This window comes from Acidovorax sp. Leaf191, from assembly GCF_001424425.1.
In the GTDB taxonomy this organism is placed as follows: Bacteria; Pseudomonadota; Gammaproteobacteria; order Burkholderiales; family Burkholderiaceae_C; genus Acidovorax.
This window is the reverse complement of sequence record NZ_LMPT01000001.1, coordinates 275,171-288,812: the sequence shown is the minus strand read 5'-3', so window position 1 is coordinate 288,812 and position 13,642 is coordinate 275,171. Positions and strand designations below refer to the sequence as shown.

Annotated in this window: 12 protein-coding genes; 5 read left to right on the top strand and 7 right to left on the bottom strand. The window is 68.0% G+C overall.

Annotated elements, in window-relative coordinates; genetic code table 11:
• Positions 1-179: 179 nt before the first annotated feature.
• The 3 genes from ASG27_RS01240 to ASG27_RS01230 all read right to left on the bottom strand — a co-directional run bounded on the left by ASG27_RS01240 (position 180) and on the right by ASG27_RS01230 (position 3,460).
• Positions 180-602 (bottom strand): hotdog fold thioesterase, encoded by a 423-nt coding sequence (locus ASG27_RS01240; protein ID WP_056163384.1) that lies wholly within the window; start codon positions 600-602, stop codon positions 180-182.
• Positions 603-701: 99 nt separating this feature from the next.
• Positions 702-1,853, bottom strand: a complete 1,152-nt coding sequence (locus ASG27_RS01235; protein ID WP_056410458.1) for an ABC transporter substrate-binding protein — start codon at positions 1,851-1,853, stop codon at positions 702-704.
• A gap of 320 nt (positions 1,854-2,173) precedes the next feature.
• Positions 2,174-3,460: a solute carrier family 23 protein gene (locus tag ASG27_RS01230; protein ID WP_056410457.1), complete on the bottom strand. Its 1,287-nt coding sequence runs from the start codon at positions 3,458-3,460 to the stop codon at positions 2,174-2,176.
• Positions 3,461-3,629: 169 nt separating this feature from the next.
• Here ASG27_RS01230 and ASG27_RS01225 point away from each other — a divergent pair, with 169 nt between their 5' ends.
• The 4 genes from ASG27_RS01225 (at position 3,630) to ASG27_RS01210 (ending at position 7,721) form a co-directional block, all read left to right on the top strand.
• Positions 3,630-4,388 carry a zf-TFIIB domain-containing protein gene (locus ASG27_RS01225; protein WP_056410455.1) on the top strand — a complete coding sequence of 253 codons (759 nt, stop codon included), beginning with the start codon at positions 3,630-3,632 and terminating at the stop codon, positions 4,386-4,388.
• Between the two features lie 149 nt (positions 4,389-4,537).
• Positions 4,538-6,247, top strand: coding sequence for a hypothetical protein (locus ASG27_RS01220; protein WP_156371482.1), 1,710 nt, complete (start codon positions 4,538-4,540; stop codon positions 6,245-6,247).
• A 28-nt stretch (positions 6,248-6,275) separates the two neighbouring features.
• On the top strand, positions 6,276-6,455 hold the full coding sequence (locus tag ASG27_RS01215; RefSeq protein ID WP_056410448.1) for a hypothetical protein: 180 nt from the start codon (positions 6,276-6,278) through the stop codon (positions 6,453-6,455).
• Between the two features lie 435 nt (positions 6,456-6,890).
• A complete protein-coding gene (locus ASG27_RS01210; RefSeq protein WP_235503860.1) occupies positions 6,891-7,721 on the top strand; it encodes a class I SAM-dependent methyltransferase in 831 nt (276 codons plus the stop codon).
• 261 nt (positions 7,722-7,982) lie between these two features.
• Here ASG27_RS01210 and ubiM read toward each other — a convergent pair whose 3' ends face one another.
• The 4 genes from ubiM to ASG27_RS01190 form a co-directional block, all read right to left on the bottom strand.
• Positions 7,983-9,335, bottom strand: a complete 1,353-nt coding sequence (gene ubiM / locus ASG27_RS01205; RefSeq protein ID WP_056410446.1) for a 5-demethoxyubiquinol-8 5-hydroxylase UbiM — start codon at positions 9,333-9,335, stop codon at positions 7,983-7,985.
• A 322-nt stretch (positions 9,336-9,657) separates the two neighbouring features.
• Complete coding sequence (locus ASG27_RS01200) at positions 9,658-10,089, bottom strand: hypothetical protein (RefSeq protein WP_056410443.1); 432 nt, start codon at positions 10,087-10,089, stop codon at positions 9,658-9,660.
• A 188-nt stretch (positions 10,090-10,277) separates the two neighbouring features.
• On the bottom strand, positions 10,278-11,234 hold the full coding sequence (locus tag ASG27_RS01195) for an alpha/beta fold hydrolase (RefSeq protein WP_056410442.1): 957 nt from the start codon (positions 11,232-11,234) through the stop codon (positions 10,278-10,280).
• A gap of 387 nt (positions 11,235-11,621) precedes the next feature.
• A complete protein-coding gene (locus tag ASG27_RS01190) occupies positions 11,622-12,233 on the bottom strand; it encodes a TetR/AcrR family transcriptional regulator (RefSeq protein ID WP_056410441.1) in 612 nt (203 codons plus the stop codon).
• Between the two features lie 469 nt (positions 12,234-12,702).
• Here ASG27_RS01190 and ASG27_RS01185 point away from each other — a divergent pair, with 469 nt between their 5' ends.
• Positions 12,703-13,533, top strand: a complete 831-nt coding sequence (locus tag ASG27_RS01185) for a M48 family metallopeptidase (RefSeq protein ID WP_235503859.1) — start codon at positions 12,703-12,705, stop codon at positions 13,531-13,533.
• Positions 13,534-13,642 lie beyond the last annotated feature (109 nt).

Sequence of the window (13,642 nt, the reverse complement as noted above, 5' to 3'; positions counted from 1 at the left end):
GCCTAGCAAGGGCCGCCCCGCAGCGAGGGCATCGTCCCCCTTCCCGAATCGCGTAGCGATTCGAGAGAAGGGGCTGAGGGCCGCGGCTCCGAGCCCGCTTGCGCAGGCTTGGACGGCCCGAAGAGCTGTCGCCTCTGGCGACCAGCACCGAGGCGCAAAGCGGCTCAGGGGATTGGTCTCTACCTCGGAGCCAGGATCGCCATCGTCAGCCGCGACACGCAGGTCAGCTCGCCCGCGTCGTTGACCATGTCGATGTGCCACACCTGCGTGGTGCGCCCGATGTGGATGGGCCGCGCGGTGGCCGTCACCCAGCCGCTGGTCGCAGAGCGCAGGTGGTTGGCGTTGATGTCCAGGCCCACGGCGTTGTGGCCTTCGGGGCTGGCGTAGTAGGCACCCACCGATCCCAGCGATTCGGCCAGTACCACGCTCACGCCGCCATGCAGCAGTCCAAACGGCTGCTTGGTGCGCTGGTCCACGGGCACGCGGCCGCGCAGGAAGTCGTCACCCAGTTCGATGATCTCGATGCCCAGGTGCGAGGCAGCGGTGTTGTGGTGGTCGGCGTTGAGTCGAGCCAGGTCGACAGGCTTTTTCCAGATGGGCATGGTGGCTTCGGTCGGGCAGGGAGGTGCGGAGGGTGTGAATCTGTTCGGACCGGCCATTGTGCCCATCTCGCCGCCCGGGGCGGCGTGCGGACCTGCTGCTTACCCCACGAACTTGCCGTTGGACCCCATCACGCCCAGCTCGAGGAAGCGCGATCCCACATACGGGGCGCTGCCCGCGTAGTCGATCATCAGGCCGCCCATGTCGTTGCTGCGGATGCCCGCCAGGGCGTTGCGCAGCTTGCCGCGGGTCAGCTCACGGCCGGTGCGCTCCAGGCCTTCGGTCAGCACGCGGGCGTTCACATAGCCTTCGAAGCTGCGGGCCGAGAAGTCCTGGAAGCCCGCGGCCTTCATGGCGCGCTGGTAGTCGCGCACCAAGGCGACGCTGGTGCGGCTCGCGTCGGGCAGCACCATCGACAGGGCCAGGCCGGAGGCCTTGCCGCCCAGCTCGCGCAGGTTGTCGCCGGACAGGGCCACGCTGGTTGCGGCCAGCGGGGTGCTGGGCGACACTTTCTTGAACTCGCTGATCAGCGAGGCCGACACATCGCCCGCGGTGCCCAGCAGCACCGTGGTGGGCTTGGCCGCCACGGCCTGCTTGACCACGTCGGCCACCTGCGCACCCTGTGCGTCGAGCTTGAAGGCCTTGGGTGCGGGCTGCTTGGCGGCCTTCATGGCGTTGTTCACATCGGCCAGGAATTCGCGGCCGAAGGCCGTGTCCTGGTAGACGATGGCCAGGTCGGTGATGCCCATGGCCACCAGCTTTTGCGTCAGGCGCTGGGCTTCGTCGGAGTAGCTGGCACGCACGTGGAACACCGAGCGGTAGTCCGCCTTGCGCAGCGACGTCGCGCCGCTTTGCGGGGCCACGTAGGGGATCTGCGCTTCGTCCACCAGCGGCAGGATGCGCTGGTTGTTGGCCGTGCCCATGCACGACAGCAGCGCCACCACGCCGCCGTCGGCGATCAGCTTGCGCGCATTGGCTTCGGAGCGCGCTGCGTCATAGCCGTCGTCCAGCACCACCAGCTTCAACTCGCGGCCATGGATGCCGCGGGCGTTCGCCTGGGCGATGCCTGCGTCCAGGCCCTGCTTGAGCTCCTTGCCCAGGCTGGCCAGCGGGCCGGTGAGGCCGATGGAGCAGCCGATGGCCACGCTCTTGGCGTCCATCGGGTCCTGCACGCCCACGGCGCGCGAGGGGTTGGCAAACAGCAGGCCGGTGCTGGCGGCGACGAGGGACTGGGTGAACTGGCGACGTTGCATGGAATGAAAACTCACGGGCAAAAAACATCCAGCCCCGGCGGGGCTGGATGTAGCAGGGAACACAGGGGTGGGGGTGGTCGAAAGACCTAGGGTTAACCCTGATTGTAACCAGGGGTGTGTGACAGCCCCGTGTTTGGCCTTGTCCCGGCCGGGGATTCGCTGCCGCACGGCCCGCCATGAACACCGTGCAGCGCGATGCCGGGCAGCGTGGCGCCCGGCCGATAAAAAAGGCCCCCCGCCACGGGGCGGGAGGCCTGGGACCGCACCGCCCTGCGGGCAGTTGCGTTGGATGGAAGGGCCGCCCGCCCTGGCCGAGCCGCTCAGCCCTTGCGGTTGAGCAGCGCGTATAGCAGGATGGCGCCGAACGTGGCGGTACCGATGCCGCCCAGCGCGAACTGGCCGAACTTGAGCGTGAAGTCGCCCGTGCCCAGGATGAGCGTGATGGCCGCCACGATCAGGTTCTTGTTCTGCGAAAAGTCCACCTTGTTGTCCACCCAGATCTTGGCGCCCGCCACTGCGATCAGTCCGAACACCACGATGGAGACACCGCCCATCACCGGCAGCGGAATGGTCTGGATCAGCGCGCCGAACTTGGGAGAAAAACCCAGCACCAGCGCGAACACGCCCGCCAGCAAAAACACGGCGGTCGAGTAGATCTTGGTCGCGGCCATCACGCCGATGTTCTCGGCATAGGTCGTCACGCCCGTGCCGCCCACGCCGCCGCTGACCATGGTGGCCACGCCGTCGCCGATGAACGCGCGGCCCATGTAGCGGTCCAGGTCGCGCCCGGTCATCGCCGTGACGGCCTTGATGTGGCCCAGGTTCTCGGCCACGAGGATGATGGCCACCGGGGCGATCAGAAGCATCGCATTGCCGTCGAACACCGGCGCGGCGAAGTTGGGCATGCCCACCCACGCGGCGTTCGCCAGGATGGACAGGTCGATGGGCTTGCCCAGGCCCAGGCCGTTGGTCAGCACCGCGTAGATGATGCTCGCCACGATCAGCCCCACCAGGATCAGCAGGCGCTGCACCATGCCCCGCGTGAGCACGGCCACCAGGCCCACGCTCACGAAGGTCACTACCTGCATCCAGCTGTCGAAGTTGCTGGCCGCCATGTTCTTGATCGGGATGCTCGCCAGGTTCAACCCGATCACCGCCACCACCGAGCCCGTGACCACGGGCGGCATGAAGCGCTCGATCCAGCGCGTGCCGATGGCCTGCACCAGCGCGCCGATCAGCGTGTAGAGCAGACCACACGCGATGATGCCGCCCAGCGCCACGGCGATGTTGGCGTTGGGGCCTTTGCCCGCGTAGCCCGTGGCCGCGATCACCACGCCGATGAACGCAAAGCTCGAGCCCAAGTAGCTGGGCACCCGCCCGCCCGTCACCAGAAAGAAGATCAGCGTGCCCACACCGCTCATCAGGATGGCCACGTTGGGGTCAAACCCCATGAGGATGGGCGCCAGCACCGTCGCGCCGAACATGGCGATCACGTGCTGCACGCCCATGGCGGCGGTCTGGGGCCAGGGCAGCCGCTCGTCGGGCGCTATCACCCCGCCTTGCTGCAGCACGGCAGCGCTTTTTTCTTGCCAGTTCATGAATCCCATGGATGTTCCTTGTACTTTGTAGTTCGAGGCGCGAATGCTAGTGGATGAATCCGCCCGCGCTCCACGAACGTCCGGGAAGACCCGGGGCCGGGGAGCGTGCGGCGCCCCGGCGTTAGGATGCGGCCACCGGCGGGCGCGAAGGGCCCGCCTTCACCCTTGCAACGAAACCATGCAGCCTTTCGCACCGTCCTGCCCGTCGTGCCGCCAGCCCATGCAGGCCTACCCCTTCACCAGCAACACCGGGCACGCGCTGGAGCTGGACATCTGCTATGCCTGCCAGGGCATCTGGCTCGACCGGTACGAAAACCTCAAGCTCTCGCCCCAGGCCGTGGTGGACCTGTTCCGGCTGCTGCACGAGCACCGCACCGATGAACACCGCCCGCTGGAGTCGCGCATGGACTGCCCGCGCTGCCGCTCTTCGCTGGACAAGGGCTTCGACGTGGTGCGCAGCGGCCGGTACATGACCTACCGCTGCGCGCGCCAGCACGGGCGCTTCAGCACCTTCTCTTCCTTCATGGTCGAGAAAGGTTTCGTGCGCCACATGACGCGCCCCGAGATCGACGACCTCGCCAAGCGCGTGGGCGCGATCTACTGCACCAGCTGCGGCGCGCCGGTGGACATCCGCAAGGACCACGCGTGTCCGTACTGCCGCGCTGCGTTCTCGCTCATCGACCCCGATGCCGTGGTGCGTGCGATGGAAGGCTACGCCCGGGCCAGCGCCCGCCCCGCCCACGCCGCACCCGGCACGCCGGCCGCGACGGTGGACATCGGCGACGCACTGGTGGCGCTGGAGCGCGACCGCAGCCGGGCCGAGCGGGAGCGGCAAAAGAGCGCGTTCAGCGGCACGCGGGACCGCGATGAGGGCGCCTTCACCGGAGACCTGCTGGCCGCGGGCGTGGCCCTGGTATGGGCATTGGTGGCCCACTAGGGATCCTCTGCACGAATCGAGCTGCCAAGTGTGCGCTGCGGATCGGGATGGAGTGCAAGGCGCAAAACGCGGCAATAGCCGTAGCTATCGCGAGTATTTGCAACGCCGCAGGCGGCCCGAGACCGCAGATGCACACGGCGCGATGATTCTTGCAGAGGGTCCCTAGGCGCCTTGCCGATCCTTGGCAGGCCAGACGCCGATCGGCTTACCCCCAACCGCGCGTAAAAGATACCCCCATTTATGGGATAGCGCAGCCGTGCACCCTCGCTGGAAAATTTGCGCGCCCCAGAAGCAAAAACAGAGAGAGGGATGGGTCTATGCGCTGTCGTATTGGCATCAAAGCCGTGCTTGTCGTTGCATGCGCTGCCGTGGTCTCCGGCTGCGCACAGTTGCATGCGGTCACCGACGAAGGACACATCAAGGAAACTTCGGAGCAGTTCAGTCGGGTGGACCAGCACAGCAGCTACCCCGCCATGCGGCGCGGCACCTTTGAACAGGTGAACCTGCTTGAGCTGATCGATCCCAAGGGCGAGTCCCAGTTCGAAAAATACAGCCATGTCTGGAGCCACCCGCCCTCCGGATCGAGCCACGGCCGGCAGTACGACCAGGTGCTGTCCTGGTTTGGCCGGCAACCTGATGTGGGTGACTGGAAGCGCCAGCGACGCAACAGCGTGCAAGACAAGATCCTGGCGGTTTCGACGTCCCGCTGCAATGTCTTCAAAACCTATCTGCGCCGCCAGCAGGTGGACGTGAACTTCACGCTGGGCGCGCTGACGACCGCGTCAGGGGTGTTGGGCGCCGTGCTGCCCGGCGTGAATGCTTCGCGCAACCTGGCCGGGGCCGCGGGCCTGTTCAGCGGCCTGCGCAGCGAGTACAACCAAAGCTACTACAGCAATCTGGCGGCCCACGTCATCGTGCAGGGCATTGAGCTGCGCCAGAACCGCCTGAGAAAAGAACTGGTCGAGGCCCGCCAGGGCAAGTCCGTGGAGGACTATTCCATGGAGGCGGCCATCAACGATGCCATCGTCATTGATGGCACTTGCTCCACCGTTTCGGGATTGATCGAAGCTCAGGAAGCGATCCGCGAAGTGGAAAGCCCCGGTCTCAAAACCGCAGCGCGCGTCATTGCCGGCAACGCCGCCTTGAGAGCGCTGAGCCAGGCTTCGTCGGCCGACCTGCTGGACAACGGCCAGTTGGAAAAGCTGGTGGCGATAGCCGGGGCTGACGTGCCCTCCATGCTGGTGTCTTCGACAAAACCGGTCGAGCAGCCGACGCCGGATTCGCGCGTCATGGTCGCCCGCAGTGCGCAGGCGCGCATCGCCCTGCACATCGATAGCGCGGCCCAGCTGACAGCCCGTACCTACAGCGAGTTCAAGGAAAAGGAAGAGCAAAAGACAAAGGAGAAGGAGAAGGACTCCAAGCCGGCACCGGCGGCCATGGACCCTGGTGCATTGAGGAGCGCGGTGGCCCAGTCGTTGTCCGAGGCCGTGCTGAAGCCGCTGATCCAGAGCCAGCCCCCGGGCGTACTGACGCAGTGTGTTTCGGCGCTGGCCGCGGTCACCGAGGCACTCGTCAATGCACAAACCCACTGGCAGCTTGTGCAGTCGGACCCTGCCAAACGCGTCAACGCACAGCTGGTTCTGGCTCAGGCGCAAGCCAATGCCGTGGCCGCTGCAGACCGCGTGGACCGCGTGGCGTACGCAGCCAATGCCGAGGTCGATTCTCGTACCGCGGTGTTGCTGGGCCTGCTCAAGCAAAAGGCTGCGCAGGATGGCGGGCTCAAGATCGCCAAGGGCGATGACCTGACAAGCGCTGTCAAGGCACCGTTTGTGCCCGGTGCAGGCACCGGCTGCCCCTGAGTTCGATCGATGGGAAAGGAGAACCCCGATGCCTGCCTACCACCTGGGAGCCAAGTCTGTGGCCGAACTCGACGGCGTTCATGCGGACCTCGTTGCCGTGGTCCAAAGAGCCATTGACATCACGCCCATCGACTTTGCCGTCGTGGACGGCAAACGCACCCTGCAAGAGCAGCGCGTCTTTGTCGCCAGCGGCGCCACCTCACTTTGAATTGCCCCGGTCGGCGTATCCCGTGGGGCAGTGATTCTTCTTCAACGCGGCGCTGATCCGCGCGCCTTTTGTGTGCGGCAAGGGCGGAGGGCCTGCTTCTGCCGGGCCTTTTCTGTTTTCCGGGGCGCTGAGGCTGTGGCGCAGGCAGGCTGTTTGATTCCCTGCTCCACGCAGAGCTTTTACCGCGTGTCACCACAACCCGTTCACAATGGGGACGGCCTTGTCCTTGCGGGCCCTCCCTACCTCGTCCGTGTGACAACCCATCGTGGCGCCTGCCGGCCACACGAGGAGACGATCTTGCCGCTGCAGCCGCCGACGACCCAAAGCCGACACCGTGGCCGCACGCCAGCGCCTGCCGTTGCGGCCGCTGCTTCGCGCAAAGCCGCGCCCCGCCGCGCCGCCGCGCCAGGCCCGCTTCTGGTGCAGCAAGCGCCTTTGCCCCCCGTACCCAGCACCCTGCTCATCCCCCTGGCCGCACGGGCGCGGGGCGACCATTACTTTCCGTGGCTGGCGTGCGGCGATGCGGTGGCTGCCGAGCTGCTGGAGCGCCTGGGCGCCGACGTGGAGGCCTACCTCAACGACCTGCCCACGGTGCTCAACGTGCTGTGGCGCACGCGGTTCATTCGCGACACGGCGCAGGGATTCTTCCTGATGCACCCCGGGGCCCAGGGCGTGAACCTGGGCTGCGGCCTGTCGCACCATTTCCAGTGGCTGGACACCGGTGCCAACCACTGGCTGGACGCCGACCTGCCCGAGGTGATGGCGCTGCGCCGCCCCTTGCTGCCTGCGCAGTGCCCGCGCGCCCGCCTGGCCGAGGTGGACATCACCCAGCCCGGCTGGTGGGGCCGCCTGGGCCTGCCGACGCGTGATGCCGCCGCCGGCGAGCCGCCGCCGCCGCAGCCCGTGCTGGTGCTGTGCGAAGGCGTGCTGATGTACCTGGAGCCCGCGCAGGTCGAGGCCGTGCTGACCGAGTTCGCGCAGTGCGCGCCCGCGGGCTCGCGCCTGGTGCTGGATGTGCTGACCCACCGCGCTGTGGGCACGGCGGCCCGCCATGCGAGCGTGGGGCCCACCGGGGCCGAGTTCCGCTGGGGTGTGGCGCGCCTGTCCGACCTGGCCGCCGTGCACCCGCGCCTGGAGCTGCTGCACGAGCACAGCGTGGCGGAATGCTATGGCTGGGCGGGCCTGGCGCTGGAGACGCTGTGGTGGCCCTGGCTGGGCGCGCCGCTGTACGGCATGGTGACGCTGGGGGTGCACGACTCCTCCTGAGTCGCCTTCGGCGCCTTCTCCCGCAGGGGGACGCCACCCGTGGCCTGGAAGCATGGAAGCCCCCCTTGAGTCGCCTATGGCGCCTTCCCCCGCAGGGCGACGCTACCCGTGGCCTGGCGGAGCCAGTTCCACGGTGGCACTGGCCTTGGGGCGCGCCAGTTGCAGAGGTAGCTTGCTATTGAAGATATAGCTGGTGGCGCTTGTTGGGGTTGGGTTGCGGTACAAGTACGGCTGCACGCCAATCCAGGCGGGCGCTGGCAGCTATGTTTTTTGAAGATTTGTGGGACGGCCGGGCGCCAGCGCCTGCATCCAGCCAGGCGGTTTGCCGGTCAGCTGGCCCACGATGGCGGCTTGCAGGGGCGGCAGGCGGCGCGCGCCTTGCAGCACCAGTTGGCGCAGCAGGCGGGGCAGGGGGCGTGCGTCGGTGTACAGCCGCACGATGGCGTTGGTGCCTTCGTAGATCGGCCAGGCGTGGTGGTGGTGCGCGCGGGCGTAGGCGGCCAGTGCGCGGTGGTCGCCGATGTCGCGGCCCTGGCGGCGCGCAGTCTGCAGGGCGGTGGTCAGCCGCTCCACACCGGCCAGGCCCAGGTTGTAGCCGTGCGCCGTCACCGGGTGCATGCCCACGGCGGCGTCGCCCAGCAGGGCGCAGCGGTGGGCGGCAAAGCGGTCGGCATACACGGCCACCAGCGGGTAGGCATGGCGCTCGCCGTCGAGCTGCATAGGGCCCAGGCGGCCACGGAACTGCGCCTGTACCTGGGCCGCAAACGCGCCGGCCGGCAACGCCATCAGAGCGGCTGCATCTGCAGCGCCTGCGGTGACGACGACCGAGCACCGGTGCGCGGTGCCGGCCGCGTCCGCCGCGCCCACCGTGTCCATCGCATCCGGCAGAGGCAGTATGGCCAGCGTGCGCTCGTAGCCAAAACACTCGTGCGCCACGCCGCCGTGGGCGAGGGCATGGCGCATGCGGCAGACGATGACGGTGCGGCCGAAGTCCGCCATGCGCGCGCCGATGCCCAGCTGCCGCCGCGTGGCCGACAAGCGGCTGTCGGCCGCCACCAGCAACGGTGCCTGCAGCCGCTCGGTCGGCGGTGTCGCGCCGTGGGTGCCGGGGCGCGCCGCGGGATCGGACGGCAGGCGGTACTCCAGCTCGGCATGCGTGGCCAGGGTCGCCACGCGCGTCACCTGGGCGCCGGTGACGATGCGCACCCCGGGCGTCTGCGCCGCCACGGCATACGCGGTGCGCCGCAGCGCGTGGTTGGGGACGATGAAGCCCAGCGCTTCATGGCCCGCGCCCGCGCGCCGGGCATCGAGCTGCAGCGCGCTGTGTTGGCCGAGCGGCCCGTCGTGCACCTGCGCCGCGTGGATGGCGCCGGTCTCGTGCGGCGCGAGCTGCGTCCAGGTGCCCAGCCGCTGCAGCGTGGCGCGGCTGGGGTGGGTCAGGGCGATCTCGCGGCCGTCGGGCGCGGGGTCGGCCAGCGCGGCTTGCGGCTGCTGCTCGACCACGGTGGCAGTGAACCCGGCCTGTGCGAGGGAGATGGCCAACGACAGGCCCGCAGGCCCCGCGCCGACGATGAGGACGTCGCTGTGAGATGGGGAGGTGGTGGTGGATGTCATCGCCGAGGTGCGGGTGGACCCGCCCGGTACGCACGCCCCTGCAAGCGGAGGCGACGGCCTGCATTGTGGATGCGCCCCGGGCGGCAGGCTTTGCCCTGCATCAAGCCTGGCCTTGGGAGGTGCTGGCGGCTGGCCGCACATCAACCACGCACGCGCCATGCGGTGGCGATGGGGGTCTACCGGGCTGTGGGCGCATGACGAAGCCACGCAGATGGCCCGTCAAGGCAGTTGCTATCCAATAAATAGCTTCTGGCGCCCGTCCATCCAGCGGTAGGCCATCAAAAACCTTCAAAAAAGGTGCGTGATAAAAAAAACCTGCGGCTCAGGCGCGCGCCGGCTTGCGGGCGGATGCCTTGGCGGGCTTCTTCTTGCGGGCGCCACCCGCGGGCTTGCCGCGCAGGTGCAGCACCCAGGTGACCAGCAGCCACAGGTACGCGGCCAGCACGCTGTAGGCGGAAACGGCCGCCAGCGTCAGGGGCTGCGCGGCGATGGAGCGTGGGTTGGCCATGGTCTCCAGCAGCTGGCGGGTGCCCATGCCCAGCACGGCATCGCGGCTGCCCGAGCGGGCCATGCGCGCGGCCATGAAGATGAAGAACTCCATCAGCAGCGCACCGATCAGGAAGCACGCCAGCAGCGCCATCAGGTGCGCCAGCGCGCGCCGGTCGCCCTTGGCCAGAAAGTAGATCGCAGACACCAGCACCAGCGCGGGCAGCAGGTAGGCCAGTGCAGGCCAGGCGGACGTGAGAAGGTGCATTGCAGGCGCCAGTCGGATAGCAGCGTGGGGCGGCCGGTGCGGTCACCGGCCATTCATCGGCCGCTGCGCCCGCAGGAACGGTTCTCGCGGCGCAGCGGCGTCCCGGATGATAGGCGCTGTCTGCCCGCGTCGCCATGGCGGCTGTAACTGTTGGCGACAGGCCGCCCCACGGTTCAAGCCGCGGCCCATCACTTCGGGCAGCCGTCGGCCAGCAGCCGGCCGGGCCCGGTGCCTGCCGGCTGCTGCGCAGGCACCGGCTGCGCCACGAAATCCGCCACGGCGGCCAGCACCTCGGCGTGCTGCAGGATCTTGCGGTGCCCCAGCCCTTCGGTGGGCATCAGCGTGGCGCCCGCAATGCAGTCGCGGTAGGCCTCGCCGTCGGCAAAGCGGTTGATGCGGTCGCCCCGGTCGTGCACCACCAGCGTGGGCAGGGCGATGCGCGGGCCCACGGCGGGCGGCTCGAACTGGCGCATCAGAATGCCTTCGCGCGCCTCGATGCGCCGCTGCATGGCGGCGCGCGTGTGCTCCGACAGGCCGAACACCTGCGCGAACAGGCGCGTGTATTCGTGCGGCGATGCGGGCGGCGCCAGCAGCACCAGCCGCCCGGTGGCCAGGCCGCGGCTGGCGGCATGCGCAGCCGCATTGGCCGCGAGCGAATGCGCCACCACCGCGGTGGGCGCCGAGTCCTGCGCGTGCAGCCGGGCCGTGGCGTATTCGATGGCCCGGGCGAACTGCGCCAGGTTGCTCACGCGGCCCCGGCTGCCGCCGTGCGCGGGCAGGTCCACCAGCACCGGTCGCAGGCCCCGCGCGGCCAGGGCATCGGCCAGCGGCAGCATCTGGCGCGCGTGGCCGCCCCATCCGTGCAGCAACAGCACGGCGGGGCCATGGGGCTGCGCCTGGGGCGTGTAGAGCGTGATCTCGGCGTCTTCGAACGGCCAGCGCTCGGTGCGCCACGCACCGGCGGGCAGGGCGTTGCCGCCGGGTCTGCGCAAAGGCAAGGGCGTGCCGAACAGGCGGTAGGCCGCGCGCACGGCCAGGGCGGGCCACAGGCGCTCGGCAGCGCCCAGGGCGGTGCGCAGCAGCCGCATGCCGGCATGTCCGCCGTAGAAGTGGGTGGTGGCCTGCAGGGCGTTGGAATGGCTCATGGCGGTGCTCCGGAAAGTCAAACACACAGGGGAGGGTGGGGTGGTTGGCGCAGCGCGGCCTGGGGCCGGGCGCGGGCGTTGAGGGCGGGCCACACAACGCGGCAAAGCTGCTCTGGCCACGCGCTGCGTTGCAGGCAGCGCGGGTCGTCGTACGAACCCGCGCGCGGCCACGGCGCCCGCAGCTTCGTGTGGGCCGCGCTCAGTAGAAGATCCAGTCGCGGTTGCTGCGCGGCAGCTGGGCGAGTGTGTCGCGCAGTGCCTGCACGGCGCGCGCAACGGCGATGGCGGCTGCCAGTATCAGCAAGATCAACATGGCTTCTCCTTTCTTCGCACGGTTGTGCGAAATTGGGGCAAAACAAAGCAAGAGATTTCCATGGCGCACCGTCTTCAGGCCGCCGTCGGCTGGTAACTCTGGATGAGGCGCGCCCACGACGCCTCCACCCGTTGCACGGCCTGCGGATCGCGCAGAAAGCGCACATCGTGCAACAGGCCCATGATCATCGCGTAGATCTCGCCCACCAGCTGGTCTGCGGGCGTGTCGGCCGGCAGGTGTCCGGCCTCGATGGACTGCAGCACCGTGCGCCGCAGGGCGGCGCGCCAGCGTGTGATCTCGCCGTGCAGCTGGTCGCGCAGCTCGCCGTCGCGGTCGTCCAGCTCGAAGGCGCCGGCGGTGTAGATGCAGCCGGTGAAGGCTTCGACATCGCGTGTGCGGGCGATCCAGCGGCGCACGATCTCGTTCAGGCGCGGCAGACCCTTGGGGTGCTGCATGGACGGCACGAACACGTCGGCCAGAAAGCGGCGGCCGAACTCTTCAATCACCGCCTTCTGCAAGGCCTCGCGCGAGCCGGCGCGCGAGAACACGCCGCTCTTGGACAAGCCCACGCGGTCGGCCACGGCCTGCAGCGTGATCGACTCCAGCCCCTCGGCGGCAGCCAGGTCCAGCGCGGCGCCGACGATGGCGGCGCGGGTGAGCTCTGCTTTTTGGGTCTTGGCGTCCATGGATCGAAATTTAGCACACATGTGCTAAAAATGAAATGGCAGCCTGCGCGCCCTCTGAAGGCCAGCATTTGCTCTTCGCAATGGCTTGCTGGCAGCCTTCGGAATTGTGAGTGCATGTAAGCCGTGCGCCACTGGCGGGAGGCCTTGCAGTTGAACTTCAGGCCACAGCCGCTGAGCCGCCAGGGCGGCAGCAATACGCTACTTGAAGCGCTTTGCACCAGATCACGGTGACGCCGTTGGCGCGTTGGCCTGCCGCCAGCACGATGCTCGCTGCCCGCTCTCGACGATACGAACGGTTGCAATCGAGTGCAGCCTGTCAAGAAGCGGCCGGTAGCTGCATGAAACAATCGCCCGCCATTTGAAACAAGCCGCTGCAGCGGTTGCAAATGCGTCACCAGGCCGTTGCGCCTGCGCCGCCGGAGCGGCGCGTTGCTCCATCGCAAATTCATCCAAAGAGGGAAACCATTCTGTGAAACGACTGACTTACATCGCCATGGCGTGCGCGCTGTGCCTGGCCGGCTGTGCAACCACCGAGGGTGGCTCTGCCAGCGGCCTGTCCTCCGTTTCTTCCGCCCTGGGCTCCACCAGTTCCGGGGGTTCCGGCGCCAGCAAGTCAGAGAACAAGGTAGGCGCTGTGCTCGACGTGTTCAAAGCCGCCACCGTGTCGGACGACGAACTCAAGTCCGTGGCGCTGCAATACCGCGCCTATGGCGACCGCACGGAAAAACTCGCACCCGCCGGCAACAAGCATGCGAAGCGCCTGGCCCGCCTGACGGCCAAGCACGTCAACGAAGACGGCATGAAGCTCAATTTCAAGGTGTACCTGAGCAACGAGGTGAACGCCAACGCCACGGCCGATGGCTCGATCCGCGTCTATTCGGGCCTGATGGACCTGATGAACGACCAGGAGCTGCTGGGTGTCATCGGCCATGAAATCGGCCACGTCAAGCATGCCCACACCATGAGCGCCATGCGCACCGCCTACATGGCCTCGGCCGGCCGCAAGGCCGTGGCGGCCTCGGGCGGCGCCGGGTCGCGGATCGCGGATTCGGACCTGGGCGAGTTGGGTGAGAAGTTGCTGAACAGCCAGTTCTCGCAAAGCCAGGAAACCGAGTCGGACGACTACGGCCTGGCCTTCATGCAAAAGCACAAGTACAACGTCAAGGCGATGGAAGGGGCCTTCCGCAAGCTCGCTGCCTTGGGCGGCAAGCAAGGCGGCATGGACCAGATGCTGTCGTCGCACCCCGACCCAGGCGCCCGTGCGGACCGCATGCGTGACAAGGCGGCCGGCAAGAAATAATGCTATTGAAAACATAGCTGCTGGCGCTCTGCAGACTAGCGGCTGGGCCAGAAATCATCAAAAAAATGGGCTTCGCATTGCGAGGCCCATTTCTTTATTGGCGGCGTGC

Excerpts from the sequence above, each read along its gene's own strand:
- ASG27_RS01240 (WP_056163384.1), bottom strand. The coding sequence starts at position 602 with ATGCCCATCTGGAAAAAGCCTGTCGACCTGGCTCGACTCAACGCCGAC.
- ASG27_RS01235 (WP_056410458.1), bottom strand. The coding sequence starts at position 1,853 with ATGCAACGTCGCCAGTTCACCCAGTCCCTCGTCGCCGCCAGCACCGGC.
- ASG27_RS01230 (WP_056410457.1), bottom strand. The coding sequence starts at position 3,460 with ATGGGATTCATGAACTGGCAAGAAAAAAGCGCTGCCGTGCTGCAGCAA.
- ASG27_RS01225 (WP_056410455.1), top strand. The coding sequence starts at position 3,630 with ATGCAGCCTTTCGCACCGTCCTGCCCGTCGTGCCGCCAGCCCATGCAG.
- ASG27_RS01215 (WP_056410448.1), top strand. The coding sequence starts at position 6,276 with ATGCCTGCCTACCACCTGGGAGCCAAGTCTGTGGCCGAACTCGACGGC.
- ubiM (WP_056410446.1), bottom strand. The coding sequence starts at position 9,335 with ATGACATCCACCACCACCTCCCCATCTCACAGCGACGTCCTCATCGTC.
- ASG27_RS01200 (WP_056410443.1), bottom strand. The coding sequence starts at position 10,089 with ATGCACCTTCTCACGTCCGCCTGGCCTGCACTGGCCTACCTGCTGCCC.
- ASG27_RS01195 (WP_056410442.1), bottom strand. The coding sequence starts at position 11,234 with ATGAGCCATTCCAACGCCCTGCAGGCCACCACCCACTTCTACGGCGGA.
- ASG27_RS01190 (WP_056410441.1), bottom strand. The coding sequence starts at position 12,233 with ATGGACGCCAAGACCCAAAAAGCAGAGCTCACCCGCGCCGCCATCGTC.